The 25210-nt window shown below is 36.2% G+C and carries 24 protein-coding genes and 1 riboswitch; of the genes, 18 read left to right on the top strand and 6 right to left on the bottom strand.

Features of this window, described 5'->3' with window-relative positions; genetic code table 11:
* The first annotated feature begins 472 nt into the window (after window positions 1-472).
* Window positions 473-1351, top strand: coding sequence for a helix-turn-helix domain-containing protein (locus ACIQ4I_RS15655; protein ID WP_403097642.1), 879 nt, complete (start codon window positions 473-475; stop codon window positions 1349-1351).
* A gap of 145 nt (window positions 1352-1496) precedes the next feature.
* Complete coding sequence (locus tag ACIQ4I_RS15650) at window positions 1497-3059, top strand: putative bifunctional diguanylate cyclase/phosphodiesterase (protein ID WP_403097640.1); 1563 nt, start codon at window positions 1497-1499, stop codon at window positions 3057-3059.
* 41 nt (window positions 3060-3100) lie between these two features.
* Here ACIQ4I_RS15650 and ACIQ4I_RS15645 read toward each other — a convergent pair whose 3' ends face one another.
* The 3 genes from ACIQ4I_RS15645 to ACIQ4I_RS15635 all read right to left on the bottom strand — a co-directional run bounded on the left by ACIQ4I_RS15645 (window position 3101) and on the right by ACIQ4I_RS15635 (window position 4579).
* Window positions 3101-3679 (bottom strand): Fic/DOC family protein, encoded by a 579-nt coding sequence (locus ACIQ4I_RS15645; RefSeq protein ID WP_403097637.1) that lies wholly within the window; start codon window positions 3677-3679, stop codon window positions 3101-3103.
* A complete protein-coding gene (locus ACIQ4I_RS15640; RefSeq protein ID WP_397539801.1) occupies window positions 3666-3839 on the bottom strand; it encodes a Zn-dependent hydrolase in 174 nt (57 codons plus the stop codon). The genes ACIQ4I_RS15645 and ACIQ4I_RS15640 overlap by 14 nt, the downstream gene beginning before the upstream one ends.
* Window positions 3840-3949: 110 nt before the next feature.
* Entirely contained in the window at window positions 3950-4579 is a 630-nt protein-coding gene (locus ACIQ4I_RS15635; RefSeq protein WP_403097634.1) for a DUF2238 domain-containing protein, read from the bottom strand.
* Between the two features lie 718 nt (window positions 4580-5297).
* On the opposite strand from ACIQ4I_RS15635, the gene ACIQ4I_RS15630 reads away from it, so the two are divergent.
* From ACIQ4I_RS15630 to ACIQ4I_RS15605, 6 genes are all read left to right on the top strand, one after another.
* Window positions 5298-5759 (top strand): hypothetical protein, encoded by a 462-nt coding sequence (locus tag ACIQ4I_RS15630; protein ID WP_403097632.1) that lies wholly within the window; start codon window positions 5298-5300, stop codon window positions 5757-5759.
* A 15-nt stretch (window positions 5760-5774) separates the two neighbouring features.
* Window positions 5775-6221 (top strand): OsmC family protein, encoded by a 447-nt coding sequence (locus ACIQ4I_RS15625; RefSeq protein WP_403097630.1) that lies wholly within the window; start codon window positions 5775-5777, stop codon window positions 6219-6221.
* 263 nt (window positions 6222-6484) lie between these two features.
* Complete coding sequence (hutU, locus tag ACIQ4I_RS15620) at window positions 6485-8152, top strand: urocanate hydratase (protein WP_403097627.1); 1668 nt, start codon at window positions 6485-6487, stop codon at window positions 8150-8152.
* Between the two features lie 3 nt (window positions 8153-8155).
* Window positions 8156-9418, top strand: a complete 1263-nt coding sequence (gene hutI, locus ACIQ4I_RS15615) for an imidazolonepropionase (protein ID WP_403097626.1) — start codon at window positions 8156-8158, stop codon at window positions 9416-9418.
* Window positions 9419-9798: 380 nt separating this feature from the next.
* Window positions 9799-11277 (top strand): histidine ammonia-lyase, encoded by a 1479-nt coding sequence (gene hutH, locus ACIQ4I_RS15610; protein ID WP_403097624.1) that lies wholly within the window; start codon window positions 9799-9801, stop codon window positions 11275-11277.
* Window positions 11278-11472: 195 nt separating this feature from the next.
* Window positions 11473-12315, top strand: a complete 843-nt coding sequence (locus ACIQ4I_RS15605; RefSeq protein ID WP_403097995.1) for a 5'-3' exonuclease — start codon at window positions 11473-11475, stop codon at window positions 12313-12315.
* On the opposite strand, the gene ACIQ4I_RS15600 is transcribed toward ACIQ4I_RS15605, so the two are convergent.
* Complete coding sequence (locus tag ACIQ4I_RS15600) at window positions 12304-12825, bottom strand: C39 family peptidase (RefSeq protein ID WP_403097623.1); 522 nt, start codon at window positions 12823-12825, stop codon at window positions 12304-12306. The genes ACIQ4I_RS15605 and ACIQ4I_RS15600 overlap by 12 nt on opposite strands.
* Before the next feature lie 416 nt (window positions 12826-13241).
* The gene (locus tag ACIQ4I_RS15595) at window positions 13242-13559 is read right to left on the bottom strand and encodes a thioredoxin family protein (RefSeq protein WP_403097622.1); all 318 of its coding nucleotides are present in this window, start codon (window positions 13557-13559) and stop codon (window positions 13242-13244) included.
* Window positions 13560-13825: 266 nt separating this feature from the next.
* Here ACIQ4I_RS15595 and ACIQ4I_RS15590 point away from each other — a divergent pair, with 266 nt between their 5' ends.
* The 10 genes from ACIQ4I_RS15590 (at window position 13826) to ACIQ4I_RS15545 (ending at window position 24112) form a co-directional block, all read left to right on the top strand.
* On the top strand, window positions 13826-16213 hold the full coding sequence (locus tag ACIQ4I_RS15590; RefSeq protein ID WP_403097621.1) for a 3-hydroxyacyl-CoA dehydrogenase/enoyl-CoA hydratase family protein: 2388 nt from the start codon (window positions 13826-13828) through the stop codon (window positions 16211-16213).
* Window positions 16214-16243: 30 nt separating this feature from the next.
* Complete coding sequence (locus ACIQ4I_RS15585) at window positions 16244-17419, top strand: acetyl-CoA C-acetyltransferase (protein WP_403097618.1); 1176 nt, start codon at window positions 16244-16246, stop codon at window positions 17417-17419.
* 27 nt (window positions 17420-17446) lie between these two features.
* On the top strand, window positions 17447-19231 hold the full coding sequence (locus ACIQ4I_RS15580; RefSeq protein WP_403097617.1) for an acyl-CoA dehydrogenase family protein: 1785 nt from the start codon (window positions 17447-17449) through the stop codon (window positions 19229-19231).
* A gap of 125 nt (window positions 19232-19356) precedes the next feature.
* Complete coding sequence (locus tag ACIQ4I_RS15575; protein WP_403097615.1) at window positions 19357-19713, top strand: arsenate reductase family protein; 357 nt, start codon at window positions 19357-19359, stop codon at window positions 19711-19713.
* 80 nt (window positions 19714-19793) lie between these two features.
* Window positions 19794-20174 (top strand): glycine cleavage system protein GcvH, encoded by a 381-nt coding sequence (gene gcvH, locus ACIQ4I_RS15570; protein WP_403097612.1) that lies wholly within the window; start codon window positions 19794-19796, stop codon window positions 20172-20174.
* Window positions 20175-20309: 135 nt separating this feature from the next.
* Window positions 20310-20651, top strand: a complete 342-nt coding sequence (locus tag ACIQ4I_RS15565; RefSeq protein ID WP_403097610.1) for a toprim domain-containing protein — start codon at window positions 20310-20312, stop codon at window positions 20649-20651.
* Window positions 20652-20663: 12 nt separating this feature from the next.
* On the top strand, window positions 20664-20972 hold the full coding sequence (locus ACIQ4I_RS15560; protein ID WP_403097607.1) for a thioredoxin family protein: 309 nt from the start codon (window positions 20664-20666) through the stop codon (window positions 20970-20972).
* Between the two features lie 57 nt (window positions 20973-21029).
* Window positions 21030-21134, top strand: a riboswitch (SAM riboswitch).
* A gap of 404 nt (window positions 21135-21538) precedes the next feature.
* Window positions 21539-22564 (top strand): methionine ABC transporter ATP-binding protein, encoded by a 1026-nt coding sequence (locus ACIQ4I_RS15555; RefSeq protein WP_403097604.1) that lies wholly within the window; start codon window positions 21539-21541, stop codon window positions 22562-22564.
* Complete coding sequence (locus ACIQ4I_RS15550) at window positions 22557-23225, top strand: methionine ABC transporter permease (protein WP_403097602.1); 669 nt, start codon at window positions 22557-22559, stop codon at window positions 23223-23225. Before ACIQ4I_RS15555 ends, ACIQ4I_RS15550 begins: the two co-directional genes overlap by 8 nt.
* Window positions 23226-23278: 53 nt before the next feature.
* Entirely contained in the window at window positions 23279-24112 is an 834-nt protein-coding gene (locus ACIQ4I_RS15545) for a MetQ/NlpA family ABC transporter substrate-binding protein (protein ID WP_403097599.1), read from the top strand.
* Window positions 24113-24203: 91 nt separating this feature from the next.
* Here ACIQ4I_RS15545 and gltC read toward each other — a convergent pair whose 3' ends face one another.
* Entirely contained in the window at window positions 24204-25106 is a 903-nt protein-coding gene (gene gltC / locus ACIQ4I_RS15540) for a glutamate biosynthesis transcriptional regulator GltC (protein WP_403097597.1), read from the bottom strand.
* Window positions 25107-25210: the final 104 nt, after the last annotated feature.

Genomic DNA, 25210 nt, shown 5'->3' with positions numbered 1-25210 from the left:
AAAACTGCAATTTAGTGTAATAACGCTGTTATAATAGAAATAATTTTTATCTATTACTTTTGGAATAGTACAAAATAATCCTAAAATGATTAGTAAACGAATTTATGTGATAGAATTTAACTATTCAATCAATTGTGAAACCGTTTAGGAAAACTTAATGTTTCATCAAAAAAAATCCTCCTTTAATAATCAGGAGGATTGAATAAGGACTATTATAATTTTGGGGTACAAAAGAAAAGAAGTATTCAAAAATAAATTTTAGTATTGAGCAAAAAAATGTTGAAGTTGAATAGTTGCTGCAGAAGATAGTAATACAGCAGCTGCAACTAAACAATTTACGAAAATAGATTTCTTTTTCATCATTTTCTCATTCCTTTCTTATATGTTATATAAGTAATTATAATAAAAAAAATACATTTTAAAAAAAATGTAAACAAAATGATACATATCCTTAAATTTAGGGGGCTATTAAATGGAAATTGGCCAAGTAATTAAAAAAATACGTACAAATAAAAACATCACACAACAATCACTAGCCAATGCGATTGGTATGACTCGTCCCTATATTGCTCGAATCGAATCCGGTAAAAATAGTATTTCATCAGACAAGCTTACTGAAATATTGGATTATTGTAATGTAAATTACAATGAGTTTTTCTATATTAAAAATGATTATAAAAAATCATCAAAAATGAATGCCTATAATGATGTAATAAAATTATTCTATGAAAAAAATATAGAAGAGATCTCAAAAATAAAAAATGAAGCGGAAAAGAAATATAAAGAAAATGGCGATATTTTTTTAAGACATTTATATATTTTGTGCCATTGTATGGAAAATGACTTGGATGTAAATAAAATAAATAAAGAATATATTAAGGAAATGGCTGATTATTTATTAAGCATTGATGATTGGTGCTACCATGAGTTAGTTGTATTAAATAATTTTTTATTTATAATTCCTCCTGCTACTGCTATTTTAATGTCAAAAAATTTATTGAAATATGCAGAAAAATATAAGGAATTGAATTCAGATACAAAAGTATTAAGCTATTTAATATTTAACCTTCTAGAATTAAGTATAAAAAATAATGACTTTCAATCTGCTAAAATGTTATTAAATGCTACGAAAGCATATACAATAAAGAATACAGAGTTTTTTGAACTAACATTATCACTGTTTTATGAAGGAATGCTAAATATAGTAGATGATACCATTATAGAGGGAATTGAAAAGTGCAATAAATCTTTGGGAATATTCCAAACATTAGGGAACGAGTATTTTTATACAAAATTAAAAGAAGACTTAGACAATCTATTAGAAAAGAAGCTGGCTGCAAATAAAAAATAGGTATAAAATAATACACAAAAAAATATTATTGCCTCTCAATAAGATTAAATATATATAACAGAGAAGATATTTAATTGATACTAAATGCTTGCTTATTATCATTTTTGTTACCATGTATTTAGTATTATAAGGTGGGGTAGTGATAATGGGGAAAAGTGATAGTGATTTTTACTTATTTAAAGGTCAATTTAAATATGTCAGTTTTAGTTTGATTTTGATTATTTTATTTGGAATCGCTCTTTTTACTGTCGAATTAACAGCTATCAATATTGTCATTTTTTCCATAGTGCTTATCGTGCAAGTAGGGTTAGCTATGTATTATAAGTTTCTTCATCAAGATATATTAAAGAAACTTGTGGATACGGAAAACAGTCTTTTGGATTCCAAAAAAGAAATGAAGTATAAAGCGTATTTTGATGATATTACGAAATTACCAAACGAACGATATTTATTAGATAAAATAAAAGAAAATTTACATGTTAATTCATTTGATAAAGCGGTATTAGTGTTTGAAATTGATAGATTAGCTACTATTAAGGCTTCACTCGGCTCTCTTTATTCGGATCGCCTATTGAGCATGGTTGCGCAAAGGTTACAAAGTCAATTATCCAGTCAATTTATCATAGGAAAGTTAAGAGATGATCAGTTTGTTATTTTAATTGATCATTATCAAAATCGCGATGATGTTTTAAAGTTTTGTAAGCAGCTTCAGAAAATGATGGAAACACCATTTGAAATTCAGTATTCTTCATTGAATTATAGTTTAAATATTGGAATTTCATTTTATCCGAAAGATGCAGAGTCTGAGAATGAGTTAATTAATTTTGCTCAAATTGCGATATACGAAGCAAGAAATACGCCAGATCATATTTCGTTTTATGAAACATCCATGTCTGATGTACGAACAGGAAAAGTAACATTAGAGAATGATCTGTATAACGCACTAAAAAATAACGAGTTGTTTTTGGAATATCAACCTCAAATCGATACGGTAACAGGCGAAGTCATTTCAATGGAAGCGTTAGTTAGATGGCAGCATCCTAAAAGAGGACTAATCTCCCCCGGTGAATTTATACCTGTTGCTGAAGAGTCGGGATTGATTAATCCAATCGGAAAATGGGTTCTTGAAACAGCTTGTTATCAAACAAAAAAACTACAAGTTCAATTAGGCAAACCAATCCAGATTGCTGTTAACTTATCTTTATGTCAGCTATTTCAAGAGAATTTTGTTCAAACGGTGCAACAAATACTTGAAAAAACAGATTTGGCACCACAATCATTACAATTGGAATTAACGGAAAGTATGACGATGAATACTTCTCACCTTATTCCGATTCTTCATGATTTAAAATCACTAGGTATTACATTAGCAGTTGACGATTTTGGGACAGGTTATTCTTCATTATCTTATTTGGGGGATTTACCGATAGATTGTTTGAAAATTGATTGCTCATTTGTAAGAAAAATTCAGAAAAGCACAAGTAGTGAACCATTAGTAGATATGATTATTTCAATGGCAAAACATTTGAAATTAAATGTGGTTGCAGAAGGTGTAGAGGAAGTAACGCAATTAAATTACCTCATGAAAAAAGAGTGTGATTTTATCCAAGGTTATTTAATTAGTAAGCCAATATCTTTTGAACAAATATCCAATAACCTTTGTAATTTACAACATAAAGTAAGAGAAATGATTACTATCTCTCAATGAAAAAAGGATTTGAATCAGCAAAATGCTCATTCAAATCCTTTTTATTTTGCGAATTTAATGGTCTCTAAAAACAGTTCTTCTAACAGAGCATTGTTCGTCACAGAGTGAATCATTGCTTTGAGATAATATTCTCGATCTATGTGATCATAACTCCAAATTATTCCTTTCGATAATGCAAAGGCTCGTAAGAAAATCCGAATGGTTCTGCCATTGCCTTCTCGAAATGGATGCAACATATTGAGTTCAGATTTAAAGAAAGCTAGTCGTTTTGCAGTGTTATCAAGGGAATTCCATGGGGCTTCATCAATAATTTGTTGGAACAAATCCGTTGAATAAGAATGAAGGTGTTGAAACTGACAAAAGCGTGTTGTTCCCTTCATTAATTGAACATCGCGAAATTGACCTGCAAATGTATAGATATCCTGAAAAAGGTGTTTGTGAAGATCTAAAAAGGCATTTAATGTGAAATCACCAATTGTATAAGAACCTTGTTCAATTTGTAGAGCGCGTATGGAGAAGGAAAAAGCTTCTGCTTCTTCGAGTTGATCCAAATTTTGAATTCCTAACAGATTCGTTTTTAAAAGATATTCTTCATTATCTTCAGTATTATACTTTTCCATTTTGTAGAGCTTTCTTAATAACGGATGGAGTAATATCAATCCCCGAGTTAACGAGTGAAACAGCTTTTCTCTGAAGTGAAGGATGTAATGACATGTTTTCTAACTGTAGGTTTTTTGTAACACGTTTCAATTCCTTAGAATTCATTTGAATTTGCTTCATTTGATAACTCCCTTCTTTAACTTAATTATACTTCAATTAATGGTTGGAATGCGATTAATATATATAGGGATATCAGCATTCAATTAATTATTATCTGTAGTTTTAATTTTTCATTCTTTCAGCTGTTTTAACAACTTATTATGCCATTTTGAAAGTAAAAGTAAGCCAACAATCGATCCGATTAAAGCCATCGTCATATCCCATTCGGAATCAAAGGGATCGCTTTGAGTACCAGTAAAGTCTTGAGCAAATTGTGAGCCACTAGTTATTACGCTAGTAAGCATTTCAGCAATCTCGTACAAGGCAGCAATCGCCATTATAATGCTCATGGTAAAGAATATTAACCATGCGCCTATCTGGATATGGGCTTTTCGTACCAATATCTCGCGAATAACTATCGTAGCAAAGCCTTTCATAAAATGTCCTAATCGATCATAGTCATTTCTTTTTAAACCATACTCTTCTTTTATCCAATCAAATAACGGAACCTCTGAAAAAGTATAATGAGCGCCTATAAACTCTAAAATCGATAAAATAGCGATAATCACGTACGAAAGAGAAGTAAATTTAAATCTTGGATATACTGCTATGACGATAATCAACCCAACTACGATAGGACCTCCATCTGCTAACCAGTCCGAGTAGGTCTTTGGTTTAATAAGAGACCAGATTAGTACACCAAGAACAATGAATAACAAAAATAAATGAAATTTGGTATGATGCGCTTTATCTTTATACATGGCTTTCACTCCGACTAATATATTTTCTACTCATAGTATTAGAGAAATGGCAAATTACTATTCATATTTAGGATTGTAATTAATAAACCATCAGTTAAATAAATTTCGTTATACGCAGTTTATGAATTAAAAGAAAGCTATCCAAACAAATTATTGGATAGCTTTTCTTAATTTCTTTTTTCCTTGACTGACTAGATAAAAAAAGGATTGTATGTGGGTAAAACGAATTTGAGTTTTATGCTATTAGTTAGAAGTTTACACAATTTAGTAAGAACAGAAGTAAAGTGGAGATTAATGCCCCGACACTCCTGCCGAAAAACTTGCAGCCGAGACCCCGCAGTGAGCTGAAGGAACGGAGTCTAAGAACGCCACGTCCTGTGGCAACGACTCCGTGACCAACATCCTGTTGCCCCGAGGAGGCTCGGCAGTCAGTCGGCGGAAAGGGAGGGGCAATAATCGGAACGAGTTAATAAGAGAAAAATATTACCCATCATTTTACATGAAATTTTAAAAAGTACATATGATATTCGCTACTTTCCAAAATGCACGATGATATCATCGGGAACAATGATATCAAGCTTACCGTCTTTTATGTGATCAACGATTTAGAAAATAGCATTTTTGTATGATGTTATGGCATAATTTGTTATATACATCAAGGACTGAAATGTGGTAGAATTGCCACTTTAGGTTGTTAAGCACTAAGAGGTGAAAAAAGTTGAATAAAAGAAAACGTTTATTGCAAGGGATTTTGGTCGTTTCTGTAATTGAAATCCTGTGCTTTTATTTTATAGGTAGAGATTATTTATTTGTGAATGGATTAGACGATATGATGATTTATATCGTTGTAGGAAATGCCTTCTTTTTTATTAGTTATTTCTTATTGGTGGAAGGAGGCAATTTTCGCAAGAAGTATATATTAATTACGATTGCTTACGCTTTGTTAGTGATCGCTCCATTTGTATATAAGAGCCATGTGCCAACTTTTAATATGGATGATGCTAAGCAAATTATTGAGCGTACGGAAGGCGGCAAGGTGGTAAAAGATCGTAAATTTGGAGGAACCATTGTAGATTATTCTGGACAAGAGGTATATATTATTACAATGCAAAAGAATAGTAAGCTTGAACGCTTTGCATTTGATCCAAATACAGAAAAATACTATACATTTGCCAATTAGAAAAGGGGCTTTAATATGTCTGAGCATACGTTTACTTTAACTGCATCATGGCCGGGTGGTCGCAATTCTGTTGGAGAAATTGCAGCGGGACAACTTCAAACGAAGGTATCAATTCCTCCTGAAATGGACGGGCCAGGGATTGGCACAAATCCAGATGAAATGCTTCTTGGTGCAGCGGCTACTTGCTACATCATTACGCTTGCAGCAATGCTTGAACGAGCTAAATTTGAGCCAACTGAGTTGACAATGACATCAGAAGGAATTGTTGATGTTACAAATGGTGTGTTCACTTATATGAAAATTACACATAAACCACGAATCATCATTCCGCGTGATTATACAGAGAAAGATGAACGCCATATCGTACGACTCGCTGAAAAAGCAGAGAAAACTTGTATGATTAGTAAAGCTATTCAAGGAAATGTAGAAATGGCATTAGAAATTACAATAGATTACGAATAGAAAAGACATTTGAAATGGACCGATTACTCCTTACCCGAGTAATCGGTTTTTTTTATGTTAAAAGGTGTAATTTACTATTTTTATATAACAACAAAAAGATGTTTCGTTAATAAATATCTAGAAAAAACAAGATTTTTCTACTTTAATAAGCTAAATAATCAGTCTATTAGCATATTATAAATTTTTCCTTTTTGTACAAAAATACTTAAAAATATCATAAAAATATGTAATGATAAGGGCAATAAGGCAAAGGGGGTTTTGTTATGGGAATGGCAGATGAAAAGGTGATTCGCTATCGTGGTAGCGAACTTCATACAAAGGGGTGGCTTCAAGAAGCTGCGTTAAGAATGCTGATGAATAACTTAGATAAAGAAGTGGCAGAGCATCCAGATGAGCTTGTTGTGTATGGTGGAATCGGCAAAGCGGCGCGCAACTGGGATGCTTTTGACGCCATAGTTAAATCACTAAAAGAATTAGAAAATGATGAGACATTACTCGTACAATCAGGTAAGCCTGTGGCGATCTTTAAGTCACACGCGAATGCACCAAGGGTTTTAATTGCAAATTCAAATATTGTTCCAGCGTTTGCAAACTGGGAAACTTTCCATGAACTTGATCAAAAAGGGCTTATGATGTATGGGCAAATGACAGCAGGTAGCTGGATTTATATTGGTTCACAAGGGATTGTGCAAGGAACATATGAAACGTTTGCTGAACTTGCAAAACAACATTTTGGGGGTTCATTACAAAAAACCATTACAGTAACGGCAGGCTTAGGCGGCATGGGTGGTGCTCAACCTCTTGCCGTAACGATGAATGGTGGAGTTTGTATCGCTATCGATGTGGATGAAACACGTATTGATCGACGACTAGAAACACGCTATTTAGATGTTAAAGTGTATACACTTGATGAGGCCATCGAAACAGCTGAAAAGGCAAAAGCTGAAGGAAAGGCGCTGTCAATTGGCTTACTGGGTAATGCAACAGAAATCTTGCCAGCTATGATTTCTCAAGGATTTATTCCAGATGTCTTAACAGATCAAACTTCTGCACATGACCCGCTTAATGGTTATGTACCAGTAGGTTATGAGATTGGGGAAGCAAGCAAGTTCCGAAAAGAAAATCCAACTGATTATGTAAAAGAGTCAAAAGCATCCATGAGAACGCATGTAGAGGCAATGGTTCAGATGATGGACAAAGGATCTATTACCTTTGACTATGGTAATAATATTCGCCAAGTAGCTGCGGATGAAGGATTCGATAGAGCTTTTGATTTTCCTGGATTTGTACCTGCGTATATTCGACCACAGTTTTGCGAAGGAAAAGGTCCATTCCGCTGGGTAGCACTGTCAGGCGACCCACAAGATATCTATAAATTAGATGAAGTCATTTTACGTGAATTTAAAGAAAATGAACATTTATGTAATTGGATTCGTATGGCACAAGAAAAAATTGAATTTCAAGGGTTGCCTTCGCGCATTTGCTGGCTAGGATACGGCGAGCGTGCACGATTTGGAAAAATCATTAATGATATGGTTGCATCTGGTGAAATCTCTGCACCGATTGTAATTGGTCGCGATCATCTTGATTCTGGTTCAGTTGCATCACCGAATCGTGAAACTGAAGCGATGAAAGATGGCTCAGATGTTGTAGCGGATTGGCCAATATTAAATGCAATGATCAATGCAGTTGGTGGTGCAACATGGGTATCTGTTCATCATGGTGGTGGTGTTGGTATGGGCTATTCACTTCATGCTGGGATGGTAATCGTTGCAGATGGAACAAAAGAGGCGGGCGAAAGAATTGAACGTGTTTTGACAACAGATCCAGGAATGGGAATTGTGCGACATGTAGATGCAGGATATGAATTAGCAGAAAAAACGGCGAAAGAAAAAGACGTTAAAATACCAATGATGAAAAAGGATGAATAGATCATGACAAAACCTGTATGGATTCAACATGCATCTCAACTTGTTACGATGCACATTCCGCATCATGTGGGACCACGTTCAAAAGAGGCAATGTCGGAATTAGGCCTCATCGAGGATGGAAGTGTTTGGCTTGAAAACGGTGTTATTGAAGCAGTAGGTACGACGACAGAACTTCATAAAATATATCAAACAAGGGTCCATGAAGCAGATGTAGTGGATGCAACTGGGCATCTTGTAACGCCTGGTCTAGTCGATCCGCATACTCATGTAGCGTTTGGTGGGAGCCGGGAGCGTGAATTCGAAATGCGTTTAGAAGGAGCCACTTATATGGACATTATGAACGCAGGCGGGGGTATTCATGCTACGACAAGGATGACAAGAGAAGCAACAGAAGAAGAGCTGATCGAACAAACTGCAAAGCGCCTCAATTCCTTTTTAGCACATGGTGTTACGACGGTTGAAGGAAAAAGTGGATACGGCTTAGATTTAGAAAACGAATTAAAGCAATTACGTGTGATGAACTATTTACAGCAACATCATGTAATAGATCTTGTGCCAACTTTTATGGGAGCACATGCTGTACCCCAGGAATATAAGGGGAGAGAAGAAGAATACGTTGAATTTTTGATCGAAGAAGTATTGCCAGTAGTTGCTGACCAAAAATTAGCGAAATTTAATGATGTTTTTTGTGAAGTAGATGTGTTTACACCTGAGCAAGCGGAGCGGATTTTAGAAGCAGGGAAAAGATTAGGATTGATACCGAAAATTCACGCGGATGAGATCAAACCATATGGAGGAGCAGAACTTGCAGCAAAAGTAGGTGCAATTTCTGCAGAGCATTTATTAAAAGCATCAGATGAAGGGATAACTAAAATGGCTGAAGCTGGAGTCGTTGCATGTTTGCTTCCTGCAACCGCACTGTATTTAAGAGAAGAAGCAGCAAAAGGTCGCCGAATGATTGACCAAGGAGTTCCTGTTGCTATTTCGACAGACTGTAATCCAGGTTCGTCTCCAACAACATCGATGCCACTTGTAATGAATTTAGCTTGTATTTCGATGAGATTAACACCTGCAGAAAGTTTATGCGCCGCAACATTTAATGCAGCTTGTGCCATTCAAATGGACGATAAAATTGGTTCTATTGAAATAGGAAAACAAGCGGATATTGTGCTATGGAATGTGGAAAACTATCAAAAGCTCCAATATCTTTTTGGCGTCAATCATGTTCAAAAAGTCTGGAAAAAAGGTGTAAAGGTCATAGGTTAAGTATTATTTACAAAAGCTCTTATGATGATTAATCATGATTTCAATGTAAATCATTCAGAAAATAGTGTATGCATGAGTAAATTACCCAGGAAATCAAGAGTCGGTCATTATGGCTATCTTCGTTGAAGTGGAATTAGCGGAGACTCCTGTGGGAAAACGAGCTAGACGAGACCCCGCAGGAAGCGAAGCGTACGAGGAGGCTCGTCAGTTCGCCCACGGAAAGAGGAGCTAATTCCACTTCAAGCGATAGCGAATTTGTACTTTAAAAATTAGTAAGAAATAGTTTATGCTTCACGAACATAGTCAAAATTAGCGTATAGATAATATCAATAAAATTTATAAACTTTCAAAAGGCAAGACTCGAAGGGAGTTAGACATCAATGATTCAATTGGATGGCAATCAATTAACGATAGCAGATATGAAAGCTATTTTATATGAAGATGAAAAAGTTGAAATTGCTGAATCAGCTCGTGCTGCTGTTGAGCAAAGTAGACGCGCAGTTGAACAAATTGTCCAACATAAAAAGACAGTTTATGGCATTAATACGGGCTTTGGTAATTTTAGCGATGTGAAAATAGCAGGAGAAGATACTCGACTATTACAACTGCATTTAATTCGATCACATGCTTGTGGAGTTGGAGAACCTTTTAGCGAAATCATTTCAAGAGCAATGGTCGTTTTACGATTAAATGCATTATTGAAAGGGTTTTCAGGCATTCGCTTAGAGGTACTTGAGCGTTTAGCTTATATGGTTAATCATCGAATTCATCCTGTTATTCCGCAACAAGGATCACTTGGTGCATCAGGAGATCTTGCCCCTCTGTCACATTTGGCATTAGTACTAGTTGGGGAAGGATTTGTATGGCAAGAGGGAAAATCAGCAGCTTCAACAGAAATTTGGCGTGAACATCAATTACAGCCGATTGAATTAGAAGCAAAAGAGGGATTGGCGCTTATTAATGGTACTCAGGCAATGACTGCACAAGGGGTAGTTGCTTACGTCGAAGCAGAGAATCTTGCTTGTGATAGTGAATGGATTGCTGCTATGACAATTGAAGCATTGCGTGGTATTACGGATGCATTTCATCCTGCAGTTCATGATGCAAGGGGCTATAAAGAACAAGTTGAAGTAGCAAAACGAATGAGAGAATGGTTAAAAGATAGTGAGTTAACAACGGAACAAGGGGAACTTCGTGTACAAGATGCATATTCACTAAGATGCATTCCGCAAATTCATGGTGCTAGCTGGCAAGTATTGAATTATGTAAAAGAAAAACTAGAGATTGAAATGAATGCGGCAACGGATAACCCATTAATTTTTGACGATGGGGAGACTGTCATTTCTGGAGGTAACTTTCACGGACAGCCGATTGCATTTGCAATGGATTTCTTGAAAATTGGTGTGGCAGAATTAGCAAATGTTTCAGAAAGAAGAATTGAAAGATTGGTGAATCCACATTTAAATGATGGACTGCCTCCGTTTTTGAGCCCAGAACCTGGCTTACAATCAGGTGCGATGATTTTGCAATATGCAGCAGCAAGTCTTGTATCTGAAAACAAGACATTGGCACACCCTGCTTCAGTCGATTCAATTCCATCCTCAGCGAACCAGGAGGACCACGTAAGTATGGGAACGATTGGTGCTAGGCATGCTTATCAAATTGTTAAGAATTGCCGAAAGGTATTAGCGATAGAAGCGATTTGCGCTGCACAGGCAGTTGAATATAGAGGGGTTGAGTTTATGGCTCCTAAGCTAGGAGGCAAATGGCAGGATGTTCGGAATGTTGTGCCGAGTATAAAAAAAGATCGAATGTTTAGCCAAGATATTGAACGATTGGCAGATTATTTATGTCCATAAAGAAGTTTCATCAGTTTGTCCTTCTTCGTAAGGACGGAGCATAATGAAACTAAAACTATTGTTAAAAATAAAATAGAGTTAAAAAGCTCTCCTAAACTATTTTTGGTATAATATGAACCTAACAACTGATAATAGTTTACGAATGGAGAGAGTTTTATTTTGGAAAATCAACCTCATATATTATTAATTGATGGTATGGCACTTCTTTTTCGTTCATTTTTTGCAACAGCGCCTATGCATCAATTTTTTAGAAAAGAAGATGGAACACCTACAAATGGCGTACAAGGATTTGCTAGACATGTGTTAAGTGCACAAGCTTTAATGCGACCAACACATATAGCTGTTTGTTGGGATATGGGCGCTAATACATTTCGTAATGAGCTTTTTGATGGTTACAAAGCGAATCGACCAGCACCACCTGATGAGTTAAAGCCACAATTTGATATGGCACGAGAAGTATCTGAAATGATTGGCTGGAAGAACTTTGGAACCGTTGGAATGGAAGCAGATGATACAATCGGATCCATAATCGATAAATGGAAAGATGATGCGAAGATCACTGTAGTAAGTGGTGATAAAGATTTACTTCAATTACTCAACCCATCTACTACGATTGCTTTGACGAAAAAAGGTTATACAGAATATAACGTGTATACAGATCAACGTTTCAAAGAAGAGTATGAAATCGAACCACCTCTATTTGCAGATGTGAAAGCATTTATGGGGGATTCAAGTGATGGCTACCCAGGCGTGAAGGGGATTGGACCGAAAACAGCATTGAAGCTGATCCAATCATATGGCTCAGTTGATGGCGTATTAGGAGCATTAGATGAGTTAAAGCCAGGTCAACGTACAAAGATTCAAGAAAATGAAGAAATGCTTAAGCTCTCTTTACAATTAGCAAGAATCAATACAGAAGTACAAATTGATGCAACCATCGATGATTGTGAGCTACCGATTTGGGATGAAGCCAAACTTGAACAGCTTACAATGGATGGGTACTCACTTATTTCTCGTCATGCACGTTCATTGCTGTAATGACTTAGATGTAATTTTGACAAAGCTTAGTATTTTACGATTTTTGTGATAGGAAATTTCTCGAATTTGGCTTTCGCGCGTACGACCACCGTTATCATGGATGATTAAGAGGATATCATCATCCTTTTTTTCAAAGCCGATTAGTGGTACCCAGTGATAGTTGAAATCCCCTTTAAAGAAAAAGTGAAGGGAGAAATATCGATCGAATTTCATAGCAACAGGGTGACCAGCCTCAATTTCTTTTAGAGCATCATTTAGACTACAATTGCGAATCTCATAAGATGGACCTAAAATTTTTTTCATATTTCGAATCATGCGATGTGAAAACAGTCCAATTCTTGTGCAACCAAGCAATTGATAGAGCTGATTGATGCTTTTTTTCTGTTTTTCTGGTTGTAGGTAGTTAAGTAAGACATATGCTGTTGTGGGGCCACATGCGGAGTTTTGATATTTTTTATTAACTGATGTTGCGTACTGAGATTGGCCTTCTACTGGTAGTTGAATACGCATTGTTGACCTCCGAGTTTGTTGGATTTGGAGACGATTTACAGATTATTTTAGTATAGATTTATTCAAAAAAGCGAACATAAAATGGACCATTGTTATATACCATATCAATTAGAACATTGTCTACTAAGCGGAAGATGGCGACTCCTGCGGGAAAGCGAGACAGGTGAGACCCCGCAGGTAGCGAAGCGAACGAGGAGGCTCACCGCTCGCCCGCGGAAAGCGCCATCTGCAGCGGCATAATGAATAAAAGTAGTATTTGAATTATTAAATTGCATATTCAGAAAAATATTCGTGTTTTTAAACTGAAACTGACTCATAAATAATTTAAAAGAAAAAGACTGTAAATAAACTCAAATTTCTTCGAGTTTGTTTACAGTCTGAGACCTACCAAAAAAATTTGGCAGGCCTTTAAAAAATTACTTTTGAGCATCCAAGAAAGTTGTTACATCTTGAGGAGATTTTGCATTTGCACTGTGTAAGTGAGCAAGTTTTTCTCCATCTTTGAAGACTAAAAGACTTGGAATCCCCATCACTTGATATTTGTCTGATATCTCTGGGAAATCATCACGATTGATTTCGTACCAAGTGAATTGATTGTATTCTTCGATAATTGGATCGATGAACATGTTCATACGTGTGCAGTCAGGGCACCATCCAGCAAAAAATTTGACGATTACTGGTTGTGAAGATGAAATAATTTCGTTGAAATGTTCTTCTGATAATATTGGTTTCATTTGTAAATCCCTCCTATCCACATAGTCTACACGTTCTATTGGTTTAGATGCTAGTAAATTGTTTGCAAAATAATGTGGATATGGTGTGTTCCAGCATATTTCTCTATTAATATAGTTATTTTATACATTTTATTATGAAAATTAGATTTTTTCGTTGCAGAATTTCACCAAATAGTCTAAAATTAATTCCAGATAAGGAAGTTTTATTTTTTTTAACTATAAAATGAATGAGCATTCATTCAAAAGGGGAAAGGGAGGATTTGCTCATGGCTTATCATATTAGAAAAGCAGCTGTACTAGGTTCAGGGGTTATGGGTTCTGGCATTGCCGCCCATTTAGCAAATATCGGAATTCCAACTTTACTTTTAGATATCGTTCCAAAGGAGCTTTCAAAAGAAGAGGAAGCTAAGGGATTAACACTAGAAGACTCTAGTGTTCGAAATCGCTTTGCAGTTAGTGCAGTGCAAAAACTATTGAAACAAAAACCTGCTCCATTAACGACGAAAAAAAGCTTAAATTTAATAAATGTAGGGAACTTAGAAGATGATTTAAACAAGTTAACAGACGTTGATTGGATTATTGAAGTAGTCGTTGAAAATTTAGATATTAAGAAAAACTTATATGAAAAAATTGATGCAGTCCGTAAGCCTGAAGCAATTGTCAGTTCAAACACTTCAGGAATTAGTATTAACGCAATGGCAGAAGGTCGTTCAGAGGATTTTAAAAAGCATTTCTTAGGAACGCACTTTTTTAACCCACCACGTTATTTGAAGTTATTAGAAGTAATCCCAGCGCAAGATACACTACCTGAAGTAGTTGAATTCATGCAACAATTCGGTGAAAACCGCTTAGGTAAAGGGGTAGTACTGGCAAAAGATACACCAAACTTTGTAGGTAACCGTATTGGTACTTACGGGTTACTGATCACATTACAAGTGATGAAAGAAAAAGGCTATTCAGTTGGTGAAGTAGATTCTGTAACAGGTCCTCTAATCGGTAGACCTAAATCAGCTACACTTCGCACACTTGATGTAGTTGGATTAGATACTTTTGTCCACGTAGCTAAAAACGTATATGACAATACAACTGGTGATGAGCAAAAGGTATTTGAAACGCCAGATTACTTGCAAAAGATGGTTGATAATGGCTGGTTAGGTGCGAAGTCTGGCCAAGGATTCTTCGTGAAAAAAGGAAAAGAAATTTTCGAATTGAATTTGGATACTTTCGAATACGAATCAGTGAAAAAACTAAAAACAGCATCTATTGAAATAGCCAAACAACAAAAAGGTCTAGCTGCTAAAGTGAAAACATTAACTTATGCAAAAGACCGTACTGGCGAACTACTATGGAGTATATTCGCACCAACTCTTTTGTATTCTGCACAATTACTTGGAGAAATTGCAGATGACATTGTCGCAATCGATCATGCAATGAAATGGGGATTCGGTTGGTCTCAAGGTCCATTCGAAATTTGGGATGCAATTGGTGTGAAAGAATCTGTAGAAAAAATGCAAGCGGAAGGATTAGAAATCCCTTCATTTGTCACAGCATTACTAGATAAAGGCTATACAAGCTTTTATTCAGAATTAGAAGGGGATTTAGCTTATTTTGATGGTACTGATTATAGACGCGTGCCATTCAATGAAAAAGCAATTGACTTAAAACGTTATAAGAAAAAGCATGGCGTACTAAAAAGTAATGCTAGTGCTAGTTTAATAGACTTTGGAGATCAAGTACTGTTATTAGAGTTCCATTCAAAATCAAATGCACTTGGTTTAGATATTATGCAAATTTTAAACCATGCTTTAGATTTATTGAGTAATTCTGATTATAAAGGAATGGTTATCGGTAACCAAGCCAAGAACTTTTCAGTTGGTGCGAATCTAGCAATGATTTTAATGGAAGCGCAGGATGATAATTTATTTGAATTAGATCATATCGTGAAGACATTCCAGCAAGGAACGCTTCGTATCAAGTATTCGGATAAACCAATCGTAACAGCACCATTTGCAATGACACTTGGAGGTGGAGCAGAGGTTTGCTTACCATCTGCACATATTCAAGCAACAATGGAAACCTATATGGGCCTAGTAGAAGCTGGTGTGGGATTAATACCTGGCGGCGGCGGGAACAAAGAACTTTATATCAAACACTTAAAAGGTCTTCCGAAAGGTGTAGAGATTGATTTACAAGCTGTTGCAAACAAAGTATTTGAATCCATTGCAATGGCAAAAGTTTCAACGTCTGGTGAAGAAGCAAGAGAAAATAATTTCTTAGATTTTGCAGATGGAATTAGTGTTAACCCAGATCATCAGCTATATGATGCGAAACAGGCAGTATTGGCATTGGCAGAAGCGGGATACAAATCTCCTGTACGTGAAAAAGTTCCGGTTGTAGGCGAAACGGGCTATGCAATGTTATTACTAGCGGCGCAAAACCTATTACAATCTGGCTTTATTAGCGAACATGATTTATTGATTGCGAAGAAATTGGCTTATGTCATTGCAGGGGGAAATGTTCCGTACGGCACATTAGTGGATGAACAATACCTTCTAAATCTTGAGAGAGAAGCATTCATTAGCCTTGTTGGACATCCAAAATCACAGGCAAGAATGCAACATATGCTTATGAAAGGAAAACCGTTACGTAACTAATCATTATGTAGCGATAAAGGGGGAAATCATATGCGTGAAGCCGTAATCGTAGCAGGTGCAAGAACACCAATTGGAAAAGCGAAAAAAGGATCATTAGCGACGGTTAGACCCGATGATTTGGGTGCTTTAGTCGTAAAAGAAACATTAAGAAGAGCAGGATATGAAGGTCCAATAGATGATTTAATCTTAGGCTGTGCAATGCCAGAAGCTGAGCAGGGAATGAATGTTGCGCGTATTATTGGTGCATTGGCTGGTTTACCCGATACTACTCCTGCTGTTACAGTGAATCGGTTTTGTTCATCTGGTTTACAATCAATTGCTTACGCTACAGAACGTGTAATGCTTGGCCATTCAACAGCCATTATTGCAGGTGGTATCGAATCCATGAGTATGGTGCCAATGATGGGAAATGTGATTCGTCCAAATGTAAAGCTTGCTGAAGAAGCGCCGCGATATTACATGAGTATGGGGCATACAGCTGAAGAGGTCGCAAAGAAATATGAAGTAAGCCGTGAAGAGCAAGATGCTTTCGCTGTAAGATCCCATGAGCTTGCTGCAAAAGCGATTGCAGAAGGTAAATTTGTCGATGAAATTGTTCCTGTGGAAATTGAAAGACATTATGTTGATGAAAACAATAAACCACAAACGAAGAAATTTATTTTTGCTATGGATGAAGGGGTTCGAGTAGGTACATCTACAGAAACACTTGCTAAATTACGTCCAGCTTTTTCTGTAACAGGCAGTGTTACAGCTGGAAATTCTTCGCAAACTTCAGATGGTGCAGGTGCAGTGCTTGTTATGGACCGTGAAGAAGCGGAAAAACAAGGGTTGAAGCCAATGGCAAAATTCCTAGGCTTTGCAGTAGGTGGAGTACCACCAGAAATTATGGGAATAGGACCAACTGTTGCAGTACCGAAAGCGTTGAAAATTGCAGGACTATCAATTGAAGATATCGATTTATGGGAGATAAACGAAGCCTTTGCATCACAATCAATCCAAGTCGTACGTGAACTAGGCATCGATTTAGAAAAGGTTAATGTCAATGGTGGAGCGATTGCTGTAGGACATCCGCTAGGTGCAACCGGTACAATCTTAACATTAAAACTGATTCATGAGTTAAAACGACAAGGTAAAAAGTATGGAGTTGTCACAATGTGTATCGGTGGCGGCATGGGTGCAGCAGGGGTATTTGAAATTCTTTCATAATCATTCAAACAAAGGGGAGAAAATAATATGACAGAAAATACATTGAACCTAATTAAAGGTGGTAGCTTTTTAACAGAGGATATTAATCCTGGGCGGGTATTTACTCCAGAAGATTTCACAGATGAACATAAAATGATTGCGAAAACGACTGAAGATTATGTACAAAACGAAGTCTTACCAGTAGTTGATAAATTAGAAAATCATGAATTTGAAAATTCAGTTCGTCTATTGAAAAAAGCAGGTGAGCTTGGATTATTAGCAGCTGATGTACCAGAAGAATATGAAGGGCTTGGTCTAGACAAAGTTTCTTCAGCTCTAATTGCTGAAAAAATGTCTGTAGCAGGTGGCTTCTCAATCACTCATGGTGCACACGTAGGAATTGGTTCATTACCAATCGTATTATTCGGTAATGAAGATCAAAAACAAAAATACCTACCAAAATTAGCGTCTGGTGAACTGATTGCAGCTTATGCTCTTACAGAACCAGGTTCAGGGTCTGATGCTTTGGGTGCGAAAACAACTGCAAAACTGAATGCAGAGGGTACTCACTATATTTTAAATGGTGAAAAACAATGGATTACTAACTCAGGGTTTGCGGATGTCTTTGTAGTGTATGCCAAAATCGATGGCGATAAATTCTCAGCATTTATCGTTGAACGTGCATATCCAGGTGTATCAACTGGTGCAGAAGAAAAGAAAATGGGGATAAAATCATCTTCAACACGTACTCTAATTTTAGAAGATGTAGCAGTACCTGTTGAAAACTTATTGGGTGAAGTAGGACGTGGCCATGTCATTGCCTTCAATATTCTCAATATCGGTCGTTACAAATTAGGTGTAGGTTCAATCGGTGCTTCAAAACGTGCACTTGAATTGGCTATTTCTTATTCAAACCAACGTCAACAATTTAATACACCAATTTCATCATTCAATTTAACAAAAGAAAAACTAGCGACAATGGCTTCTAAATTATATGCTTCAGAATCTTTGATCTATCGTACAGTTGGCTACTTTGAAGATCGTATGAGTCAATTAAGTGAAGAAGACAAAAATGATGGCAAAGCAATTGCAGCATCAATCGCTGAATATGCAATTGAATGCTCTATTAACAAAGTATTTGGTTCTGAAACATTAGATTATATCGCGGACGAAGCAGTACAATTACACGGTGGTTATGGATATATGCAAGAATACGAAGTAGAACGTATTTATCGTGATTCTCGTATTAACCGTATTTTCGAAGGAACAAATGAAATCAACCGTCTAATAGTTCCGGGTACTTTCGTGAAAAAAGCGATGAAAGGCGAGCTACCACTTCTACAACAAGCACAAAGCTTACAATCGGAATTGTTATCGATGATGCCAGAAGAAATTAGTGATGAACCATTAGCACAAGAAAAATATTTAGTGAAAATGGCAAAGAAAATTGCATTACTTGCAGCTGGAACTGCTGTACAACGATTTGGCCCAAAATTAGAAGTAGAACAAGAAATATTAGTCAATATTGCTAATATTGCAAATCAATTATTCGCGATGGAGTCAGTAGTTCTACGTACAGAAAAAGCAATTGCTCGTGATGGTTTCGATAAATCGGCACAAAAAGTCCTTTATACAGAAATCTTCGTACAAGAAGCATTTGCGGAAATTGAAAAAGAAGCGAAAGAAACAATTATTGGTTCGGTAGAAGGCGACGATGCACGTATGTTGTTATCTGCATTACGCAAACTTACACGCTTCACTCCATATAACTTGATTGCGAAAAAGCGTCAAGCATCTGTAAAACTTATTGCTTCAGAAAAATATACTGTCTAATGAATAAAATTTGAATAAAAAAGAGATATCCGGTCATTATAAATAGTGATCGGATTTCTTGCGTGTAAACGGAAGACTCTCTACAATTGAGTGAGAAAGAAATCCAGTTTAAAAGGAGCTTTTAGATGACGATTAAAATAATTCAATATCCAAAATGCACGACTTGTAGAAAAGCACAAGCTTGGCTAAAAGAAAATGACGTTGAATTCACTCTACAGCATATTGTAGAAGAAACCCCAACAAAAGAAGAACTGGCAAACTATTGGAAAATGAGTGGTTTACCATTAAAAAAATTCTTTAATACATCAGGGATGAAGTACCGTGAACTGCAATTAAAAGATCGCCTAAATGAAATGTCTGATGATGAACAGTTAGATTTACTTGCTTCAGATGGCATGTTAATAAAAAGACCGATTGTCACAGATGGTCAAAAAATAACATTGGGATTTAAAGAAAATGAATTTGAAAATACGTGGAAATAAGAGAATTGAATGACTTGTTTTTATATTAAGAATATGTCAAAATTGAAGTGTATATTAATACATATTTGGAGGGTTAATTGATGAGCATACCAGCAGAATTACGTTACTCAGAAGAACACGAATGGGTTAAAACAGAAGATGGCAAAGTACGCATTGGTATTACAGAATTTGCACAATCTGAACTTGGTGATATCGTATTCGTTGAACTACCTCAAGTAGGAGACGAATTAGTAGCAGATGAGCCATTTGGTAGTGTTGAATCTGTAAAAACAGTTTCAGAACTTTATGCACCAATTTCAGGTAAAGTTGTGGAAATCAACGAAGAATTAGAAGACAGCCCAGAATTCGTTAACGAATCTCCATATGAGAAAGCTTGGATGGTCGTTCTTGAACCTACTGATGCTTCTCAAATCGAAAAATTACTTACAGCTGAAAAATACGCAGAACTAATCGAAGAATAACGATACTAGTAAAAGCGCCACACTTTTGTGTTGGCGTTTTTATGTATATATGCCTTGATTTGGATAAAGTGAAACTTCCATCAGTGGGGGTATTACTGCCCGTTAATTCGGGATTAACTGTAAGGAGGAATCGGCATGTCTGACAAAGTGCTCATTGTTGAAGGCAGGCAAGATAAATTGCAAATCCAACCCCTATTAGCAGAAAATATTCCAATCCTTTGTACGAATGGGACAATTAGTGCGAGTAAATTAGAAGAGCTGATTTACCCCTACGAAGAATATGATTTATATGCATTTTTTGACGAAGATTATTCGGGTGACTGTTTACGTGCTTTAATGAAAAAAGAATATCCAGAAGCGTGTCATTTACGTACGCTTTCTTTATATAAGCAAGTAGAGGCCACGCCTAGAAAATATTTGGCTAGAATATTATTAGCTGCAGATTTCAAGATTCATCCAGTGTATCTTATAGAATAGGAATGACAATTTATGCAAGAATGGACAATAGAACAATGGGAGAATATGAAGGAAAGTGAGCAATTATGCGCATTTTATTTATACACCCCAATGTGTGGTACATGTATGGTCGCCTCCAAAATGATGGAAGTGGTGGATCAGACATTACCGGATATTCCAATGGGAAAAGCTAACTTAAATTATGTTGAACAAATAGCATATGATTACAAAATTGAAAGCGTCCCATGTTTACTGATTGCTGAAGACGGAAAAATTCGAGATAAGATTTATGCATTTCAATCCGTTTCTTATTTATTCGAAAAATTTCATAAAAAGGATTGACGATACTCACATAGAGTGGTAAAGTATCAAACATAAATTAAATAAATATTTAAGTCGCTCTTATTTAGAGAGGTGGAGGGAAGTGCCCTATGAAGCCCGGCAACCGTCACAGTGTGTGACACGGTGCCAATTCACGCAAAGTTTAACTTTGGAAGATGAGAGAACGGTTTTCGTATATTGTACGGTAGACCCTTCTGCGAATCTTGCAGAAGGGTCTTTTGTTCGTTGCAGGCAATTATGGTTGATTAGTAGTGGTGTGAAAATAGGCTCTACCCAATTTGTTGGGGTGTTCTCACAATTTAGCAAAATGCATGAATTTTAATAATAAAATTTTTTTATGCAAATTTGTTGAAGTGGAATCAGTGAAGACTCCTGCGGGAAAGCGAGCCAGGGAGACCCCACAGCGAGATTGTCTCTGCGACGAAGCTAGCGAAGCGATGCAGGAGCACAAGCGAGGAGGCTCGCCGGTTCGCCCACGGAAAGCGAAGCTGATTCCACTTCATGTTATAGCATATTTGTACTATAAAAAGTTGACATAGAATTTAATATAGAAGGTGGTTTTGACAATGATTCAACTAGAAAATGTAGTAAAGAAATACAAGACCGCTAATGGATCTCTAACTGCAGTTAATGATGTTAATTTATCAATAAATGATGGCGAGATTTTTGGCATTATCGGTTATAGTGGCGCAGGTAAAAGTACTATGATCCGTTTACTAAATGGTTTAGAAAAACCTTCATCAGGTACGGTTACAGTAAATGGACAGAATATTTCAGCGATTAAGGGAAAAAGCTTAAGAAATGCTCGTCATAAGATCAGTATGATATTCCAACACTTCAACTTATTATGGTCGAGAACGGTTGAGGAGAATATCGCTTTTCCACTAGAAATTGCAGGTATTAGTAAAGCAGAAAGAGAAAAGCGAGTGCTTGAATTAATAGAGTTAGTTGGTTTGAGAGGACGAGAAAAAGCGTATCCTTCACAACTTTCAGGCGGTCAAAAACAACGAGTAGGGATTGCTCGTGCATTAGCGAATAACCCAGAAGTGTTACTTTGTGATGAAGCGACTTCAGCGCTTGATCCCGAAACAACGGATGCCATTTTAGATTTACTTGTTAGTATCAATGAAAAACTTGGACTAACAATCGTTTTAATTACCCATGAAATGCATGTAATTCGCAAAATTTGTCACCGCGTTGCAGTGATGGAATCTGGGAAAATAGTAGAACAAGGTAATGTTTTAGAAGTTTTCCAATCTCCTAAAGCAGATGTTACGAAGAAATTCGTTTCTCAAGTGACAGAAACAGCGGGTCATAAGGAGTCGATTTCTCAGATGATTGACAATTATCCAAATGATCAACTAATTAAATTATTCTTTGTCGGTTCAAAAACAGAACAACCTGTCATTTCGCATCTCATTCGACAGTTTGGTGTAGATATTAATATCGTTCACGGGAATATCTCCCCTACAAAAAGCGGTCCATACGGTACATTAATTGTTCGAATTAAAGGAAGCGATGAAAATGTTGCAAAGGCTGTGCAATTTTTAGATGAGCAAGGTATTAAAACGGAGGTGATCAAGAATGCTTAATGATCTCTTTCCGAATGTAGATTGGGAACTAATGTGGGAAGCAACCAGAGAAACAATCTATATGACAACTGTTTCAACAGCTCTTACATTTATCATTGGATTATTACTAGGAATCTTGTTATTCCTTACAAGTCCAACACAACTTTGGGCCAATAAACTTGTTAACTTATTAACAGGCTCCGTTGTGAATATTTTCCGATCAATTCCATTTATCATTTTAGTTATTCTTTTAATTCCATTTACAGAATTTTTGTTAGGTTCTATTCGTGGGGCAAACGCAGCATTGCCAGCATTAATAATCGGTGCTGCTCCATTCTATGCTCGAATGGTTCTGATTGCTTTACGCGAAATTGATAAAGGTGTTATTGAAGCGGCACGTTCTATGGGTGCTAAAACTTGGACAATCATTTGGAAGGTTTTAATTCCAGAGTCATTACCAGCGTTAATTTCAGGTATTACCGTAACAGCTGTAGCATTAGTCGGTTACACGGCTATGGCGGGTGTAATTGGTGCAGGTGGTTTAGGGAATTTAGCGTTCATGGATGGCTTCCAACGAAGTCGTAACGATGTAACATTTGTCGCAACAGTATTAGTGTTAGTTATTGTATTTATCATTCAATTTATCGGAGACTTCATATCAGCGAAAACCGATAAACGATAATTTGGTGTATACGTTTTAACGTTCACATAAAGAAAAGAAAAGGGGCAAAAGACATGAAGAAACTTGTAGCAGGAATTCTAACAGCATCACTAGCATTTAGCTTAGCAGCTTGCGGAACTGGTGATAAATCAACTTCAAATGGTGATTCAAAAGAAACAAAATTAGTAGTAGGTGCTTCTAATGTACCGCACGCAGAAATCTTAGAAAAAGCAAAACCAATTCTAGAAAAAGAAGGCGTCGATTTAGAAATCGAAAAATACCAAGATTATATATTACCAAACAAAGACCTTGAAGCGGACCGTTTAGATGCAAACTTTTTCCAACATAAACCATATCTAGAACAACAAATTAAAGACAATGGCTATGACTTCGTTAGTGCAGGTGGAGTCCATATCGAACCAATCGGTATCTACTCTAAAAAATATAAATCTCTAGATAAACTTCCAGATGGAGCAACAATCCTAATTAGTAACTCTGTATCAGACCAAGGACGTATTCTTACATTGTTAGAAGCGAAAGGCTTAATCACATTGAAAAAAGGTGTGGATAAAGCAGCTGCTGAAGTTAAAGATATCGACAAAAATCCTAAACACTTAAAAATCGATGCAAAAACTACACCAGAAATGTTAGTACAAATGTATGAACACAAAGAAGGAGATGCAGTTGTTATCAACTCTAACTTCGCGATTGATGCAGGCCTAACACCAACAAAAGATGCAATTGCTCTTGAAGATAGCAATTCTCCTTATGTAAATGTCGTTGCAGTTAAAAAAGAAAACAAAGATAACAAAGCTGTGAAAAAATTAGTTGATGTACTACACTCTAAAGAAATTCAAGATTTCATCAACAAAGAATGGAAAGGTTCAGTCGTTCCAGTATCAAAATAATTGATAATTATAAACAAAAGACGTTAGAGCGGAAATTTGCTCTAACGTCTTTTTCTGTGAATAAAGTGGAGGTGAATGCCCCGAATCGGATTTATTTAAATTGAGTTAATCTAGAAAAGAAACTACTAACAAAATCCAAGAAAATTTGTTCAGAAGGGGATAGTTCGCGATTAATCGGATAAATAATACCCACGTTACGTGTTAACGGCGGTTCGATTAATGTTAACTTTGATGTACGACGTGGTGTGGCATCATAGAATGCACTTTCTGGTAAAAGACTAACCCCTATACCCGCTGCTACTAAACCTTTTAGAGCATCCATATCTTCTCCTTCTGAGCTGATTTTTGGTGTAAAGCCAACAGATTTACAAGCTTCTACCGCAACTTTGTTTAAAATGAAACCTTCTGGAAACAATACGAAGCCTTCGTTACGCAACTCAGTTAACTGGATTTCATCTCTGTCTGCAAATGGGTGAGTAGCTGGTACAAGTGCCGCGATATTTTCTGTAAAAAGAACTTTCGTATTAATGTAATCATTTTTTTTAGGAACAGGGCCTAAGAATGCTAAATTCAATTCACGTTCTTTGACGGCATTAATGAGATAACGATAGGAACCTTGTCGTAAATGAAAAGAAACATTAGGGTGTTCTTTTTTAAATGCTGAAATGACAGTAGGTAATAGAAAATTTGCAAGACTTGTTGGAAACCCGATTTTAATTGTTCCTTTTTCAGGATCCAAATATTCATCAACTTGTTTTTTTGCAAAATCAATTGCTTGTAACGCAGCAATTGTATATTCAAGGAAATTCTTACCAATCGGTGTCAGTTTTACGTTCCGTCCGACCCTTTCAAATAATTCAATGCCTAATTCTTCCTCTAAATTGGCAATTTGACGGCTTATTGCTGATTGTGCTACATGCAAATTTTCCGCAGCATCAGATATATGCTCTCTCTCTGCAACAGCAACAAAGTACCGCAGTTGTCGTAATTCCACGTCATGTCATCTCCCACTTATCTAATTTATAGATTAATACTATCCAAATTATATATTGTTAATATCAATTTGGAAATCTAAAATATATTTAAGTCATTTTTTAT

Source organism: Rummeliibacillus sp. NPDC094406 (assembly GCF_044763875.1).
Taxonomy (GTDB): Bacteria; Bacillota; Bacilli; order Bacillales_A; family Planococcaceae; genus Rummeliibacillus.
Note: the sequence above shows the minus strand (reverse complement) of the source record. Positions and strands in the feature narration are given on the sequence as shown.